Here is a 14,260-nt window from a genome sequence, read left to right as displayed (position 1 = left end):
CCTAACACTCTGCCGCGCGTCTCGCCGGCCTTTGGAGCTAACAGTGATGACAGCGCAGCCAGAGTCGCACAGCGCCACCAAGACGGGTGCCGCCGCGACAGTATCCGAGACCCTCGGATCGGATCCGATCGTCCGTGTGTCGGCTGTTATCCTGTGCGTGATTGCGGTGACCGCTGCCCTGGACATCGGCCAGGTGATTTTCGCACCCGTTTGCCTTTCGATCGTCGTCGGCACGATATTCGCGCCGCCGGTGGAAAGGCTCTCGCGCCTTGGCGTTCCCGGCTGGTTGTCCGCAGGCGGGATGGTGTTGCTCTTTATTGTCTTCATTCTGACCGCCGGGGCCGCTTTCGTGGTGCCGCTTTCCGACTGGCTGGACAGGCTGCCACTCATCTGGTCGCGGCTTCAGGCGCAGTTGATCAGTTGGCAGGGGTTCTTTTCCTCAGTCGCCAGCCTGCAGGAGGACCTTCGCAATGCTGTCGGCCAGAAAGGCGGCATGCAGGTCAGTGTCGAAGACAATTCCGCAGTCGAAAGCGTCTTCTACTTTGCTCCGGCCTTCGTGGCGCAGGTCATCCTGTTCCTGGCCAGTTTCTATTTCTTCCTGCTCACAGGCCCGCATTTACGCCGGGCCGCGCTCCAGCTTTCGTCCGACGGTGAAGGGAGGCGGAGCATCGTGACCGCGTTTCGCACCATCGAAACCCGTTTGTCCACCTATCTCATCTCCATTAGCCTCATCAATGCCGGGCTCGGCGCAGCCGTGGCCCTGTCCATGTGGCTTCTCGGTGTTCCATCCCCCTTGTTGTGGGGCATGATGGCCTGTGTATTGAATTACGTGGTCTATCTCGGGCCTGCGATCATGGTGCTGTTGATGAGCGCCGTCGGTCTGGCAACCGGGAACACGCCCTTGGCGATCCTGACGCCGCCGCTGACGTATCTGGCGCTCAACCTGATCGAAGCGCAATTCGTCACCCCGACCGTTCTTGGGCGAACGATGACGTTAAACCCCTTCCTGGTTTTTCTTGCGATCGCCTTCTGGATCTGGTTGTGGGGACCGATCGGCGGATTTGTCGCCGTCCCCTTGCTTCTTGTCGTGGGAACGGTGCTTGAGATTATGAACGACCCCGCACACGCGAGCCAGTCCGTGGTCGCCCATTCCGACACCGTATCCAAATCCTGACAAGCAAGGCTGTGTTCTGCCTGTCGGCAGAAGGCTGAAACCAGTCCGCTGCCCGCCGGGGTACGCCCCAGCGTGAAGCATCGTGTCGCTCCGGGCCGAGTTCCGGAGAGGGGTTCAAGCCTGCGTCCAGGGATTACCAAGCAGGCAACTTCGATCTTCGCTAGTCGGTTCTCAATGGGACAAAACCCAGGGCTATGCCAGACCAAGTTGTTCTGTCGCGGAAATGCAGGCAGACAAAACAAAAGCCGCCTGGAAGAGGCGGCTTTTCAATTCTCTTGTCTCAAGAACTCTTTACTTTTCATTGTACGCGAGCATTCCGTGCGCAATGGGCCAACCTGTGCAGGTGGTTACGCCGTTGCCGGACACACAGCGCGTCGGGCGCCCGTGGACGTCGGCCAGTTCAACCTTCAGGTCGCCCTTGGGAGCAGCCTTCTGTTCAACTTCTGCTGCTACGGCGGTGTCGCTCTTGTGAGCGGTTTCCGCGTCAGCCTGTTTGGAGAAAAACGGCTCTGCAACAATCAGGCTAGATGCCAGAAGCGCAGCAACGGCGATTGCAGCAGGGGCGTTGGTCGGAATTCGTTTGCGTAGCGTGAACATAATGTCTACCTCCACCCCGTAAACGCCCAAGTTAAGAAAAGGTTTCACGCTGCCCATTAATTTCCAGATGGACAGGGATCGAAGTAGAAAATAAAGCGCACTTATAACTTATGTTAATGCAGGGGGGCTTGTTTCGTGCCATCTTGCGGGCAGTCAACAAACTGACAATGAGAACCCTCGTGACAACGGAAACTTATCAAACCGTGCCGGAAAAGCGCGGCGCTGCGCTGGTTGTCGAAGACAATCCGATCATCGCGCTCGATACGCAGATGATGCTGGAAGAGCTCGGGTTCTCGCCGGTCGAGACGCTCGCAAGTCTTGCGGAAGCGGCGGAGGTACTGGCAGCACACCTGTTCAGCTTCGTCATTCTGGATGTGAAGATCGGCGACGATACGAGTCTGGCTTTCGCCAGGCAGCTTCTGGAAAAGGGGACCAAGTTCATCTTTGCCAGCGGCTACAGCGATCTTGGCCCTCTGCCGACAGATTTCGAAGGCCACGTCATCCTGAGCAAGCCTTATACCAAGGCTCAGATCGATGCCCTGATCTGAGCCAAGGGTGTGGGGAATATGGCGGGCTGCTCAGATGAGCGGACGCGGTTCATCCAATACGGCTTCGTAAGAAGCGAGCTTCGCAAGGGCGTCCCTGTCCAGCACGCGGATGCGGTCTTTCTCCCAGCTGATCAGCTCTCTTTCAAAAAGTTTCCGCAGTGTCCGGCTTGTATGCACCGGGGTGATGCCGAGTGCATCTGACAGATGGCTTTGGGAAAAGGGCGCATCAAGCATCTGATTGCTGGCATAGCCAACGTCCTGCGCCCGGTCGTAAAGGTGCAGGATGAGATAGGAGAGCCGCTCCAGCGCGGTGCGTTGGCCGAGGCTGATGATGTGCCCGTCCAGTATCTGTTCCTCGCGCGCGGCAATCCATGTCATCGCAAAGGCGAGGCCTGGATGGTCCTTGAATATCGACCAGACCTTGTCGCGTTGAAAGACACACAAGGTGGTGTCGGTGAGGGCCGTGACGGAGTGCTGCATGTCTTTCAGAACAGCAAGCTGGATGCCGACGAGGTCGCCCGGCAGGGCGAAATTCAACACCTGCCGACGGCCGTCGTTTAGCGTCTTGTGACGAAAGGCCCAGCCTTCCAGAATGGTGTAGAGATGAGGGCTCTTGTTTTCTTCCTGAACGATCGTCGCCCCGGCCTCGACCGTCAGTTCACCGCTTTTGAAATTCGAAATGAAGTCCAGTTCCTTCCCTTCCAGAGGCCGGAACGCAGTTTTCTGTCGCAGGGGGCATGTTCGGCAATTGGTTTGAAACGCGGCAGTTTCGGTCATTGAAATGGCTTCTCCATTGCAATTGATCAAAACGCTTTGGACAGCCGCAAGTTCCCACTCGAGGCTGTAAGGTAGGGGAAGGCACGTCCGTCCGGTACCGGACGCAGGCTCACCTGGCGCCGCATGATTTGCCACTACAGACAATCGGCCGCGTCGGAGAGAGAGGTTGGACAGTCCGGCGGCCTTGTGCCGGATAGAATGAGGCCGCGCGGGCGCTGAACCCGTCCGCGCGGCAACCTATCAAGGCTCAGGGACGCAAAATGGTGTAGCCGTCTTCGTCCAGCTCCATCAGCGTGACAGCTCCGGCGGGGACGATTTCGACACCTTCCAGCAGCGGAATGTCCTTGCCTTCCTTCTTGGCCATGCCCTGTCGGGTGTTGTCGCAAGCCTCGAAGGAGACATTCGGCATGCTTTGCACAAAGGATTTCATGCGGTCCGAAACGGGAGACGTGTCGGCCCGGAACATGTGCAGGCCCGCATTGAAGGCAACGATCTTGATGTCGGCTTCCTCGCCGATTTCAGAGTAGTGGCGGGCCACATTGGACGCGACGTTCAAAACGGTGTTCATCTTCTGCGGATCATTATCGCTGACTTGCAGGGCAAGCTTGTGGACGCCGTCGTCCGCCCAAACGGCAGAGCCAAGCATCAGCAGGGCCGAAGCGGCCACTGCCAGTCTTGAAAACATTCCCATCGTTTCCTCCTCCTAACGCCGCAGGATACCCTGCGGCGGCCTTGCGCGGGCGGCCTTTCTTTTATGGGCCGCTGCCGCAAAACGATGTCAGTCGACGCCTCCCATGCCCGAGGCCTCGTCGTCGTCGACGGAACCCGGGGTCACGTCGAGAATACGGGCGCGCATGGTGATCTCGACCGCGCTGTCCTTGCAGTCGCTCATGCAGGGTTCGGCCTTGGCCGCATAATGCGGCTCCTCGGCACGATCATCGGCTATGAAATTTTCCTCGTTGGGAAGACGGATCTCCTGGAAATTGTCTTTCGACAATTCGAAGTCCTCGTCCTCGACGAGGTCGTTCAGATAGAGAAGGTAGGCGGTCAACGCATAGACGTCGTCATCCGACAGGGACCGGGCGTTGCCGTATGGCATGGCGCGGCGGACATAGTCGTAAACCGTGGAGAGATACGGCCAGTAGGAGCCGATGGTCTTTTCCGGGCGTTCCTCGGTCAAGGTGTCCTGACCGCCCGCCAGAACCGGCCAGCGGCCGACGCCTTCACCGAAGTCGCCGTGACAGACCGCGCAGTTCTCGGTGAACAGCACTTCGCCATCGGCGACCGTACCGGAGCCTTCCGGCAGGCCGGTGCCGTCGGGGCGGATGTCGATGTCCCAGGCCGCGACCTCGTCTTCCGTCGCAGCGCGGCCCAGACCGAAGACACCGCCATCACGGGTTTCGGACACGGGTACGGCCGGGGCTTCCACCGCTGTGTCGGCGCTGGCGGTTTCGGTCTCTTCGGCAGCCGGTTCTGCGGCGCTTTGCTGGTCGGCTGGAGCCGCAGCGCTGGAGAAGGTGGCCAGATAGGCGATCACATTTTCCAGATCTTCCTGCTTCTTCAAACCGGCAAAGGCCATCTTGGTGCCCTTGACCATGTCCTTGGGCTTGGTCAGATAGGTCGTCAGCGTCGTCTCGTCCCAGACGAGACCGCCGCTGCCGGCATCGATCATCGCCTTGGAATATTTGTAGTCCTCGAGCGATCCAGCGGTGCGGCCGAAAACCTCGTTGAGTTCCGGACCGACCTTGTTCTTTGCGCCTTCTCCCACAGCGTGGCAGGCAGTGCATTTCTTGAAGACCTTTTCGCCCTTTTCGGCATCACCCGCATGGGCCGTCGCGGCAAGCAGGGGCAGGGTGGCGATCAGGGTTCCAAGGCTGAGGGCTTTAAGAAACTTCGACATTTTCCACCATTCCGTCTGCTTTGACATGCCACGTCTGGATGCCGTTGTTGTGGTAGATCGAGTTTTCGCCGCGGGCGGCACGCAGCTCGTTCTTGGTCGGCTGGAAGAAGCCGTGCTCGTCCATCGCGCGGGACTGGAGCAGCATGTCCGAACCGTCCCAGTCGATGTCGAGGTAGAAGCGGTGCATGGCCTTGGACAGGCTCGGGCCGTCCAGACGGGCTGTCTTCCAGTTACGGCCACCATCAAGCGATACATCGACCCGTTTGATCCGTCCGTTACCGGACCAGGCGACGCCAGAGATGACCATCGGCCCCTTGCCATGGCTGATCGGGGCCTGCGGGCTCGGCGAGGTGATGACGGATTTCGGATCCATCACCCAGGTGAAGCGGCGGGCCTTGCCGTTCTCCAGAAGGTCCGTGTATTTTGACGTCTCCTCGCGCTGGTGCCAGGGTTCGTCCCCCACTTCGATCCGGCGCAGCCATTTCACCCACATGTTGCCTTCCCAGCCGGGCACGACCAGGCGCAGCGGATAGCCCTGTTCGGGGCGCAGGGCCTCACCGTTCATCTTGAAGGCGACCAGACAGTCGTCGAGGGCCTTTTCTATCGGGATGGAGCGGGTCATGGCCGAAGCATCGGCGCCTTCAGGCATCACCCATTTGCCGTTGGTTTTCAGACCTGCCTCTTCCAGGATCAGCTTCAGCGGCACGCCGGTATACATCACGCAATGGACCATGCCGTGGGTGTACTGACAGCCGTTGAGCTGGGAGCCGCGCCACTCCATGCCGGAGTTGGCGGCGCATTCCAGGAAGTAGACCCGGTTCTCCCGCGGGAAGCGCTTCAGGTCTTCCATTGTGAAGACCAGCGGCGTGTCGACAAGGCCGTTGATCATCAGCCGGTGATCGGCCGGGTTGATGTCGGCGATGCCGCCGTGGTGGCGCTCGAAACACAGGCCGTTGGGCGTGATGATGCCGTCCAGCTCGTGCAGCGGAGTGAAGTTCACCGAACTTTCGGTGGAGGCCGTCAGCCACTCCACGTCGCGGCGAACCACATGGGCCTCGAATTCCGACGGCACGCCATACGGGCGCGCCTGGACACCGTCGCCGAGATAGCGGTTCCAGTCCTGTATCTCGGTGATCAGCGGATCGCCTGCCGCGCGCGCAGCGCCTGCGGTGCCTGCAACGGCTCCCGCTGCGAACCCTGCTTTCAGAAGGGAGCGCCTGGACAGGCCCGGCGTCTTTGAAATGGTTTTGTCAGTCATGATCGTGTCCTCAGGGTCTCTGAAGAAAAGGCATCATCCTGCCAGCTTGACGGACTGGTTGTCCGGCAGGCTGACCACGGGATTGCTTGTGAGATAGGCTTCGACAACTTCGGAGATGGGCGGGCCTTCCGTGCCCTCGTTGACCGAGGCCCAGCCGGCAACGATGTATTCCCGGGCTGGATCGATGGCTTCGCCGGTGGCGAGCAGGGTCATGCCCGAAATGCGCTCGCCGATCTCCTTGCCGGGGTCGATGGTGTAGCCCATGCCACCAACGCGGACCATGTCGCCGCCCTGCTGGTAGTAAGGGTCCTTGTTGAAGAGGTTGTCGCCGACATCCTCCAGAATGTCCTTCAGCATCTGACCGGTCATCGGCGAGCGGTAGGCCGCCGGATAGGTCATGGCGCAGGCATTGTGGACGTCCTCGAAGGTGATGTCCTGGCCCGGTAGAAGCGACGTCCCCCAGCGGAAGCCGGGCGACAGGGCAATTTCGGCGTCACGTTCGCTCAGAAGCGCCTGACAGATCAGATCGTCGAAGGTGCCGTTGAAGTTGCCGCGCCGGTAGAGCAGGTTCTCGGTCTTGCCGAGAACGCGGGCGAGATCCGCTTCGTAGGGTGCGCGGACCTCATCGATCAGCGCTGCCATATCCGCATCGGGTGTGATGACGTCTGAGAAGATCGGGATCAGGCGATAGGCATAGCCCGCCAGCTTGCCGTCCTGGACATCGAGATCCACCCGGGAGACGAATTTGCCGTTGGAGCCGGAGGCGATCACCAGCGTGTCGTTGACGATGACCGGTTCCGGCAGGGCGTCGTGCGTGTGGCCCGTGAGGATGACGTCGATGCCATCGACACGGGACGCCAGCTTGCGGTCGACGTCGAAGCCGTTGTGGGACAGCAGCACGACGATTTCAGCGCCTTCGTCGTGGGCCTCGGCCACATGCTTGGCAATGTCTTCCTCGCGGATGCCGAAGGACCAGCCGGGGATCATCCAGCGCGGATTGGCAATCGGGGTATAGGGGAAGGCCTGGCCGATGACGGCGACCTTGGACCCGCCGCGCTCGAACATCTTCCAGGATTCGAACGCCGGCTCGTCCCATTCGTTGTCGTAGATGTTTGAGCCGAGGAAGGCGAAGGGCAGGCTGTCGATGACTTCCTGCACCCGGTCGGTGCCATAGGTGAATTCCCAGTGCCCGGTCATCGCGTCCGGTTCCAGCGAATTCATGATCGTGATCATGTCTTCGCCCTGGGTCACATTCGACGTGTAGCTGCCCTGCCAGGTGTCGCCGCCATCCAGGAGAAGAACGTTATCGGCGCCGCGTTCTGCGCGAATGCGTTTTATGACGGTCGCGACCCGGTCCATGCCGCCCATCTTGCCGTAGGTCCTGGCCAGGGCGACAAAGTCTTCAGACGTGAGCGCATAGGCATCCGGTGACCCGGCCTCGATGTTGTAGAGCTTCAGGAAATCCGCCCCGGTGACATGGGGCGGTTTGCCCTTGACGTCTCCGATGCCCAGGTTGATGGACGGTTCGCGGAAGTAGATCGGCTTTAGCTGGGCGTGGATATCGGTGATATGCACCAGCGTGAGCGTGCCCTTGGCTTCCATGCCCAGGAGCTGGTCCTCTGTCAGGGCCTGTTGCGCCATCAGCCGGGACCACGAACCCGCCATGCCCGATCCGAGCAAGGCGCTTGTCGCGGTTGCCGCCATCAGGAACTCACGTCTTGAGAACATTCTCGGTTTCTCCAAACCAACGGCCGTTGCCGGGCCGGTTGCATAATTTTCCCGTTGATGCGCGGCAATGCCGTGCACCCCGGTTATCCCACGTGCGGGACGGTGATGTTGTCAGCCTGCTCTTTCCGCCTGTTGCAACACCGGGAAAGAAACCGGCGCGGCGGCTGTGACCGCGCCGGAGGTTGAACGGTCAGCCTACTGGCGGACCGCCGGGGTTTCGATGTCGAGCCCGGACCCGCGCCAGGTCACATAAACCTCCAGAGCCATAAGCTCGTCGGAGAAGGCTGGCGGGAAGGCTGCGCGTGTATCGCGAATACATCCGCGGAAGCGGTTGTGCAGCGATACCATCTCGCTCTGCTTCAGACGGTACGTCGGGAAGCCGTTGACGTTGCCCTGGCTGAGGTGATCAGCCCGGATATAGCTGCCGTTGTAGTTCTCGTGGCAGGTGGCGCAGGACAGGTTCAACTGACCCGTTCGGGTGTAGTAGAGGTCCTTGCCTTTTTCCCACCAGGCCTGCATCTCGCCTTCGCTCAGGTCGACGTGCATCGGCATGCCGAGTGACTGGTGCTTGATGTAGGTCGTCAGGGCTTTCTGATCGGGCGCGTCGAACTTGTAGGGCTCTGCCTGCATGTTCTGTTCGCGGCACTGGTTGATCTGCAGCTCGATGTTGAACGGCTTGCCGGCATCCTCATTCCACTTGGGATAGCTTGCACCAAGGCCCTTGAGGAAGCTTTCGGCGTCCTCGTGGCAGGATGCACAGGATTTTCCTGCTGCGCCATCCACCGTGTTCCAGATTTCCTCGCCGCGTTCGACATAGAGCATGCCCGGGTTCTGGAAGCTGTCGGCTTCAAGATCACGGGTCTCGTCCGTACGGTAATGCCAACCGGAGATCAGTTCATCGAAAGGGTGACCTTCCGGTGCCGGTACGCGGGTGTCGATTTCCAGTTCACCGTCGATAACGAGCTTTTCGTCAACCGGCCCCCCGGCCAGGCTAGCGCTTGTGCTGACCATCAATGCTGCGAGCATGGTGGCTATGCGTTTCGTTCTATTGGCCAAATCGTCTCCTCCCGATTTGAGCGATCCCTGGAACACCCTGCCTTCGACTGACTGCAGATACGATGTTCCGACACTCTCGATGCAATCTGCTTCCGGCTGTTCAACCGGCTGCGATGTCACAGCCGCAGATGCTGGGCCGCTGCCTATTCAACAGTGATCTTGTTCTCGGACGCGTAGACGCTGCCGTCATCGTCGACCCAGGTGAACTTGAACGTGCCGGACTCGTTCACCTTGGCATTGAACTCCATGTAGGGGTTCGCCGAGACGGCCGGGTCCATGTCGCAGGAAAACACCACCTGTCCGTTGAACTCGCAGGTGAACTTGTTGATGATCTGGCGCGGAATGAGGTTGCCCTGCTTGTCCTTGCGCTGACCGGATTCCATCGGGTGGCTGATAAGCGTCTTGATGGTGATGACTTCGCCCGCTGCTGCCTTCTTGGGCACTTTCACGCGCGGTTTCGGATCTGCCATGATTTCGTTCCTTCGTATCCCTGATCTGCTTGCCGGGCGGCCGTTCGGCTAAAAGCCGGGGCCGGTCCTGCGGACAAGCCGCTTGTGCTCTTGCGGATTAGCCGCCACAGCCGCCGATGGTGACTTTCACTTCCTTGCGGTCGATGAAGGTGGAACCGTCGTTCATCTTGGCCACGGCAATGACGTTCTGCGTCTTGGCCAGCCGGATGCGCGTCTTGGCTTCCGCAACCCCGCTCATGGCGGTGAAGTGGAATGTCGCGACGGCCGGATTGGGGTTGCCGTCGGCCAGGATCAGGACGGATTCAACAAAGCTGTCTGTCGTCATCGGGCTGTCGACGGACACGCCGACCGGCACCGTGTTGCCGTTTTCGGCGATTTCCGGCGTGTCGAGAGACACCGTTCCCTCCTTGGGCTCGGCTCCGCCGGTAAAGGCCTTGATTGCTTCTTCGGTCTGGTCGGTTGCGGCGAAGGAAACCCGCGATCCGGCTGCCACAAAAGCGGCGGCTCCGATCGTGAGGCCAAACACCTGGCGTCTTGTAAAGCTCATCTCTTGCTCCTTGAAACCCGAGATCAATTCTCTTTCAGCGTCAGGAGATAGGCGACGACGTCCTCTACCTCTTGCGCTGACAGGATGGTTTTGCCGGCGAATTCCTCGTCGACGTTGATGCCCACCTTCAGGGTGTAGAAACCGGGCATGATGGTCTGGTCGCCGAAAACGTCCTTGCTGTTGACCACGATGGCGCGCAGTTGCGCCTCGCTCCAGCGGTCGGCTGCGCCGTCTAGGACGGGTCCGACTTCGCCGTGGAACAGCTGGTCGCTGAGATCGGCATTGGCATGACAGGCCAGGCAATTGCCCTTCTTGCGGTCGGCGAAGGCTTCGCGTCCGGCAAGCGGGTCCCCCGGAACGCCCGTCAGGGATTGGGACAGTTCCATATCCTCGATGGGAACGCTGTCCGGAGCAACCGTCCCGGCGGCCGCTGCCGAAGCGGCCAGGACGGCCAGGCCGGCAAAGGCCGCCGGCAGGCTGAATTGTGTCGCGCCCTTGAACATTGTGTCGGCTTTCCTCCTCAGTGCGGAACGGCCGGCTGTGGTGCCGCTTGCGTTCCTTCGGCAGGTCCGATCCCCCGGCCTGCCTGTCCTCCTCATATTAAAAGATATGATTTTTTGCATATGTTATGCAATAGGCCTTTTGCCTTATGAGGCATAAACCTGTTTTTTCCATGCTTCCTATTCCGCGTCGAGCCGGCCTTTTTCGCGTAACTCGTTGATTATGCGGGCATGATACTTCTGGAAATGTTCGTCGCCCTCGTAGCCTTTTTCCCGGACCCAGCGGAACATGTTCAGGAATGTCCACTTGCCGAAGGCGCCAGGCATCGTTGCAACAGCCACTTCAGACACGGTTCCCTCGCTCGGAACCTCCTCCGGCAGGAACACGATTGTGGGTGTGAAGACATAGCCCCACTTGCGGGCGGCGGTCTTCTCGGTCAGCTCTTCGCCGTCCAGATCGATCACTTCCTCATCGCCGAACATGTTGTATTGCACGACCATGAAATTCTCTTTGATGTAGTCGGTCACCTCCGGATCGGAGAGGATCTTCTCGTGCATCTGGCGGCAATAGATGCAGCCGCGCTGCTCGAAGATGATCGCCAGGCGCTTGCCTTCACCGGCAGCGGTTTCAATGTCTTCGCCGATGTCGCGAAACGTCACGGTGAACCAGGGCTGCTTGTGCAGGCCGTCGTCGCCGAGCGTTGCGGCGAGCGCGGTCGTGGTCAGGGCCACCAAGAGTTCGACCGCCAGAACCATATGTTTCCAGATACGCATGTCATTGTCCTCCCTGGACCGGATACCGGCCGGTCAGCCGATTTGCGAGAAAATCGGGAATGTTTCGAGCAACCAGAAGGCGATGGCCGACATTTGCCCGGTGATGAACAGCAGGCCGGTGAGGACCAGCAGGCCACCCATGATCTTTTCCACCGTGCCCATGTGTTTGCGGAAACGGCCGGCCAATTTCAGGAACCGGCTGGCAAATGCTGCCGCCAGGATGAACGGCAGGCCGATGCCGAGCGCATAGACCGCGAGCAGGCCTGCGCCGTGCCAGGTTGTGTCCGATGACCCGGCCACGAACAGGATCGCAGCCAGAACCGGGCCGACGCAGGGTGTCCAGCCGAAGGCGAAAGCCAGGCCCATGACGAAGGCGCCGACCAGGCCCGCGGGCTTGCGTTCCACATGAATGCGCGCTTCGCGAAACAGAAGTCCGATGCGAAAGACGCCTAGAAAATGCAGGCCCATGACGATGATGATCGCCCCTGCGACATACGACAGGATATCATAGTAGCGGGCGATCGACTGGCCGATAACGCTGGCCGTTGCGCCAAGGGCAACAAACACCAGCGAAAAGCCGAGCACGAAAGCGATGGCGGCCAGAATCACCCGGCGGCCCGTTTCTGCGGTTGCGGTTTCGCCCTTCAGTTCATCGACGCTGACACCGGCCAGGTAACACAGATAGGGCGGCACAATCGGCAATACACAGGGTGAAATGAATGAGAGCAGACCTGCCAGAAAGGCAGCGCCCAGAGAAACATCGAGCATTCATTTCCTCCCAGAGAAACTCGATCTTCGGTTGCTTTAAAATATTCAAAAGTTCCTATATATTGCAATGGAAGAAATGTGGAGATTGCAAAATGTCCGTTGCGACCCGAGCGATGATCCTTGCCGGAGTGTTGTTGTCCGCCCTGTTTCAGGCCATGCCGGTGTGGAGTGCCGAACTGGTCATGCTGGAACAGCCTGGGTGTGTCTGGTGCAAGCGCTGGAACGAGGAAATCGGCATTGCCTACCCGAAAACGGCGGAAGGCCGGCAGGCACCGCTGCGCCGCGTCGACATCACCGACGCCTGGCCGCAGGATCTGGCCGGAATTCCCAAAGAACGCATGACGCCAACCTTCATTCTGGTGGCCGACGGCGTTGAAATCGACCGGCTGCGGGGCTACCCGGGAGAGCACTTTTTCTGGCCCATGCTGACCGATATGCTGGGAAAGCTTCCTGACACCACCGAGTGAGGTTGTTGATCCGCTGCGGAAGTTAAGGCATGACTCTGTAAATTGGATTTGTGCGCTGCAATGGCGATTGCTTGAAGAAGGTGTGGGTTCCGGATGATACTGCCGGCCTTGGACAAGAATCTGGATGCAAAGGACCTCGACCTGCTGATGGAGCAGGCGCGGAAGGCGAGCGATCTGCTCAAGGCCCTTTCCCATGAAGTGCGCCTCGTGATCCTGTGTCTGCTGTCGGAAGGCGAAAAGTCGGTTTCCGAGCTCGAGGAAATCCTGACCATGCCGCAGGCGGCAGTCTCCCAGCAGCTTGCCCGCCTTCGCCTGGAGGGCCTGGTGCAGTCGCGGCGCGACGGGCGCATGATCTACTACAGCCTGATGAACGATGAAGTGAGCTCGATCATCTCGAGCCTCTACGACCTGTTCTGCAAGGACGTTCGCGCCCCGGAGAAATAGGCGCAGGCAGCGCGCCGGCATGCGTGCGTTGCAGCAACGAGTTCGATTGCTGCCGTATACGCCGCCTGCTACGGTTCATGAAAATCGCCGACAGAGCGGAGACGGGAAACGCGGCCGGACAATCCGGCGGAGGGTAGGACGCGCATGGTCAATCTTGATCCGGTGATGCTGACACCACTTCTCGGTGTGCTTGCGGGATGCGTATTGGGTTTCGTCGCCCGGTCGAACCATTTCTGCACCCTGTCCGCACTGGAACGGCTCTGGTATGCGGGCGACAGCAGCGCCCTCAGAACCTGGGTGCTTGCGTCAGTCTCCGCGCTCATCGGCACGCAAGTGCTTGTTGCCTTCGGCTTGGCCGATACGTCCGCCTCCTTCTATCTGTCACCGGAATTTGCCTGGACGGGCGCCATCCTGGGCGGCTTCATGTTCGGCATCGGCATGGCGCTTGTCGGCACCTGCGGCTTCGGTGCCGTTCTGCGTCTGGGCGGCGGAAGCCTGCGGGCACTGGTGGTGCTGACGGTGATCGGCCTGTCGGCGCTCGCCGCCCAACGGGGCATCGTCGGCATCCTGCGGGTGCCGCTTGTCGATGATCTTGCCGTTTCCTTCACTGCAAGTGGCAGTCAGTCCATGGGCGACATTGTCTCGACCCTGTTCGGCATGAAGCTGCAGGGTGTGGTCGCCATCGTGATCGCGCTTGCGGGGCTGGTCTGGATCTTCAAATCGGCGTCCTACCGCCGTCAATGGAGCAAGATCGGAACCGGTGTCGTGATCGGCAGCGTGATTGCCTTCGGCTGGTGGGCGACAACCTTCCTGGCCGCGCGCTCCTTCGATCCGATCCAGATCGAAGCCGGTTCCTTCGTGGTGCCGGTGGGCGATACTATCATGCAGCTCATCACCTACACGGGAACCTTGCCGGATTACGGCGTCGGTCTGATTGTCGGCACGCTTTTCGGAGCCGTCATCGCCGCCCTGTGGAAGCGGGATATCCGCTGGGAAGCCTGCGACGATGCCCGCGAACTCGGCCGACATCTTCTGGGCGGCACGCTGATGGGCGTCGGTGGGGTGTTTTCCATGGGCTGCACGGTGGGGCAGGGCATCACCGGCTTCTCCACGCTGGCGATTTCCGCGCCGGTCGTCATGGTGTCCATGGCACTTGGGGCGCGGGTCGGCCTTGCCTGGCTTGTGGAAGGCAACGTTTTTGCCGCCTTCCAGCGCAACCAGGGCGCCGCGCATCACTCAGCGGCGGAGTAAT

At 60.2% G+C, this 14,260-nt stretch carries 17 protein-coding genes; 5 read left to right on the top strand and 12 right to left on the bottom strand.

The window, feature by feature from the left end; all coding sequences use genetic code 11:
* Positions 1-46: 46 nt before the first annotated feature.
* Positions 47-1,174 carry an AI-2E family transporter gene (locus tag SIAM614_RS19585; RefSeq protein ID WP_006937195.1) on the top strand — a complete coding sequence of 376 codons (1,128 nt, stop codon included), beginning with the start codon at positions 47-49 and terminating at the stop codon, positions 1,172-1,174.
* 291 nt (positions 1,175-1,465) lie between these two features.
* On the opposite strand, the gene SIAM614_RS19580 is transcribed toward SIAM614_RS19585, so the two are convergent.
* A complete protein-coding gene (locus tag SIAM614_RS19580; RefSeq protein WP_157139969.1) occupies positions 1,466-1,828 on the bottom strand; it encodes a hypothetical protein in 363 nt (120 codons plus the stop codon).
* Between the two features lie 122 nt (positions 1,829-1,950).
* On the opposite strand from SIAM614_RS19580, the gene SIAM614_RS19575 reads away from it, so the two are divergent.
* Positions 1,951-2,319 carry a response regulator gene (locus SIAM614_RS19575; RefSeq protein ID WP_208984047.1) on the top strand — a complete coding sequence of 123 codons (369 nt, stop codon included), beginning with the start codon at positions 1,951-1,953 and terminating at the stop codon, positions 2,317-2,319.
* Positions 2,320-2,349: 30 nt separating this feature from the next.
* On the opposite strand, the gene SIAM614_RS19570 is transcribed toward SIAM614_RS19575, so the two are convergent.
* From SIAM614_RS19570 to SIAM614_RS19520, 11 genes are all read right to left on the bottom strand, one after another.
* Complete coding sequence (locus SIAM614_RS19570; RefSeq protein WP_006937192.1) at positions 2,350-3,096, bottom strand: Crp/Fnr family transcriptional regulator; 747 nt, start codon at positions 3,094-3,096, stop codon at positions 2,350-2,352.
* Positions 3,097-3,343: 247 nt separating this feature from the next.
* A complete protein-coding gene (locus SIAM614_RS19565; protein WP_040440637.1) occupies positions 3,344-3,781 on the bottom strand; it encodes a DsrE family protein in 438 nt (145 codons plus the stop codon).
* A 93-nt stretch (positions 3,782-3,874) separates the two neighbouring features.
* Positions 3,875-4,996, bottom strand: a complete 1,122-nt coding sequence (locus SIAM614_RS19560; RefSeq protein ID WP_006937190.1) for a c-type cytochrome — start codon at positions 4,994-4,996, stop codon at positions 3,875-3,877.
* Positions 4,980-6,254 (bottom strand): sulfite dehydrogenase, encoded by a 1,275-nt coding sequence (gene soxC / locus SIAM614_RS19555; protein WP_006937189.1) that lies wholly within the window; start codon positions 6,252-6,254, stop codon positions 4,980-4,982. The genes SIAM614_RS19560 and soxC overlap by 17 nt, the downstream gene beginning before the upstream one ends.
* A gap of 33 nt (positions 6,255-6,287) precedes the next feature.
* On the bottom strand, positions 6,288-7,982 hold the full coding sequence (soxB, locus tag SIAM614_RS19550) for a thiosulfohydrolase SoxB (protein ID WP_040440636.1): 1,695 nt from the start codon (positions 7,980-7,982) through the stop codon (positions 6,288-6,290).
* Positions 7,983-8,177: 195 nt separating this feature from the next.
* The gene (gene soxA, locus SIAM614_RS19545; protein WP_006937187.1) at positions 8,178-9,008 is read right to left on the bottom strand and encodes a sulfur oxidation c-type cytochrome SoxA; all 831 of its coding nucleotides are present in this window, start codon (positions 9,006-9,008) and stop codon (positions 8,178-8,180) included.
* Between the two features lie 173 nt (positions 9,009-9,181).
* Positions 9,182-9,508 (bottom strand): thiosulfate oxidation carrier complex protein SoxZ, encoded by a 327-nt coding sequence (gene soxZ, locus SIAM614_RS19540; protein ID WP_006937186.1) that lies wholly within the window; start codon positions 9,506-9,508, stop codon positions 9,182-9,184.
* Between the two features lie 97 nt (positions 9,509-9,605).
* Entirely contained in the window at positions 9,606-10,055 is a 450-nt protein-coding gene (gene soxY, locus SIAM614_RS19535) for a thiosulfate oxidation carrier protein SoxY (RefSeq protein ID WP_006937185.1), read from the bottom strand.
* Between the two features lie 23 nt (positions 10,056-10,078).
* The gene (gene soxX / locus SIAM614_RS19530; RefSeq protein ID WP_006937184.1) at positions 10,079-10,558 is read right to left on the bottom strand and encodes a sulfur oxidation c-type cytochrome SoxX; all 480 of its coding nucleotides are present in this window, start codon (positions 10,556-10,558) and stop codon (positions 10,079-10,081) included.
* Positions 10,559-10,735: 177 nt separating this feature from the next.
* Complete coding sequence (locus tag SIAM614_RS19525) at positions 10,736-11,329, bottom strand: SoxW family protein (protein WP_006937183.1); 594 nt, start codon at positions 11,327-11,329, stop codon at positions 10,736-10,738.
* A 33-nt stretch (positions 11,330-11,362) separates the two neighbouring features.
* Positions 11,363-12,097, bottom strand: coding sequence for a cytochrome c biogenesis CcdA family protein (locus SIAM614_RS19520; RefSeq protein ID WP_006937181.1), 735 nt, complete (start codon positions 12,095-12,097; stop codon positions 11,363-11,365).
* A 92-nt stretch (positions 12,098-12,189) separates the two neighbouring features.
* On the opposite strand from SIAM614_RS19520, the gene SIAM614_RS19515 reads away from it, so the two are divergent.
* The 3 genes from SIAM614_RS19515 (at position 12,190) to SIAM614_RS19505 (ending at position 14,259) form a co-directional block, all read left to right on the top strand.
* Positions 12,190-12,564: a hypothetical protein gene (locus SIAM614_RS19515; protein ID WP_006937179.1), complete on the top strand. Its 375-nt coding sequence runs from the start codon at positions 12,190-12,192 to the stop codon at positions 12,562-12,564.
* A gap of 93 nt (positions 12,565-12,657) precedes the next feature.
* The gene (locus SIAM614_RS19510) at positions 12,658-13,008 is read left to right on the top strand and encodes an ArsR/SmtB family transcription factor (RefSeq protein WP_006937177.1); all 351 of its coding nucleotides are present in this window, start codon (positions 12,658-12,660) and stop codon (positions 13,006-13,008) included.
* A 144-nt stretch (positions 13,009-13,152) separates the two neighbouring features.
* Positions 13,153-14,259, top strand: coding sequence for a YeeE/YedE family protein (locus SIAM614_RS19505; RefSeq protein ID WP_006937173.1), 1,107 nt, complete (start codon positions 13,153-13,155; stop codon positions 14,257-14,259).
* Position 14,260: the final 1 nt, after the last annotated feature.

It is taken from the genome of Roseibium aggregatum IAM 12614, from assembly GCF_000168975.1.
GTDB lineage: Bacteria > Pseudomonadota > Alphaproteobacteria > Rhizobiales > Stappiaceae > Roseibium > Roseibium aggregatum.
This window is presented reverse-complemented; position numbering and strand designations above follow the sequence as displayed.

Excerpts from the sequence above, each read along its gene's own strand:
- soxC (WP_006937189.1), bottom strand. The coding sequence starts at position 6,254 with ATGACTGACAAAACCATTTCAAAGACGCCGGGCCTGTCCAGGCGCTCC.
- soxY (WP_006937185.1), bottom strand. The coding sequence starts at position 10,055 with ATGAGCTTTACAAGACGCCAGGTGTTTGGCCTCACGATCGGAGCCGCC.
- SIAM614_RS19505 (WP_006937173.1), top strand. The coding sequence starts at position 13,153 with ATGGTCAATCTTGATCCGGTGATGCTGACACCACTTCTCGGTGTGCTT.
- soxA (WP_006937187.1), bottom strand. The coding sequence starts at position 9,008 with ATGCTCGCAGCATTGATGGTCAGCACAAGCGCTAGCCTGGCCGGGGGG.
- SIAM614_RS19515 (WP_006937179.1), top strand. The coding sequence starts at position 12,190 with ATGTCCGTTGCGACCCGAGCGATGATCCTTGCCGGAGTGTTGTTGTCC.
- soxX (WP_006937184.1), bottom strand. The coding sequence starts at position 10,558 with ATGTTCAAGGGCGCGACACAATTCAGCCTGCCGGCGGCCTTTGCCGGC.
- SIAM614_RS19520 (WP_006937181.1), bottom strand. The coding sequence starts at position 12,097 with ATGCTCGATGTTTCTCTGGGCGCTGCCTTTCTGGCAGGTCTGCTCTCA.
- SIAM614_RS19585 (WP_006937195.1), top strand. The coding sequence starts at position 47 with ATGACAGCGCAGCCAGAGTCGCACAGCGCCACCAAGACGGGTGCCGCC.
- soxB (WP_040440636.1), bottom strand. The coding sequence starts at position 7,982 with ATGTTCTCAAGACGTGAGTTCCTGATGGCGGCAACCGCGACAAGCGCC.
- SIAM614_RS19510 (WP_006937177.1), top strand. The coding sequence starts at position 12,658 with ATGATACTGCCGGCCTTGGACAAGAATCTGGATGCAAAGGACCTCGAC.
- SIAM614_RS19565 (WP_040440637.1), bottom strand. The coding sequence starts at position 3,781 with ATGTTTTCAAGACTGGCAGTGGCCGCTTCGGCCCTGCTGATGCTTGGC.
- SIAM614_RS19525 (WP_006937183.1), bottom strand. The coding sequence starts at position 11,329 with ATGCGTATCTGGAAACATATGGTTCTGGCGGTCGAACTCTTGGTGGCC.
- SIAM614_RS19560 (WP_006937190.1), bottom strand. The coding sequence starts at position 4,996 with ATGTCGAAGTTTCTTAAAGCCCTCAGCCTTGGAACCCTGATCGCCACC.
- soxZ (WP_006937186.1), bottom strand. The coding sequence starts at position 9,508 with ATGGCAGATCCGAAACCGCGCGTGAAAGTGCCCAAGAAGGCAGCAGCG.
- SIAM614_RS19570 (WP_006937192.1), bottom strand. The coding sequence starts at position 3,096 with ATGACCGAAACTGCCGCGTTTCAAACCAATTGCCGAACATGCCCCCTG.
- SIAM614_RS19580 (WP_157139969.1), bottom strand. The coding sequence starts at position 1,828 with ATGGGCAGCGTGAAACCTTTTCTTAACTTGGGCGTTTACGGGGTGGAG.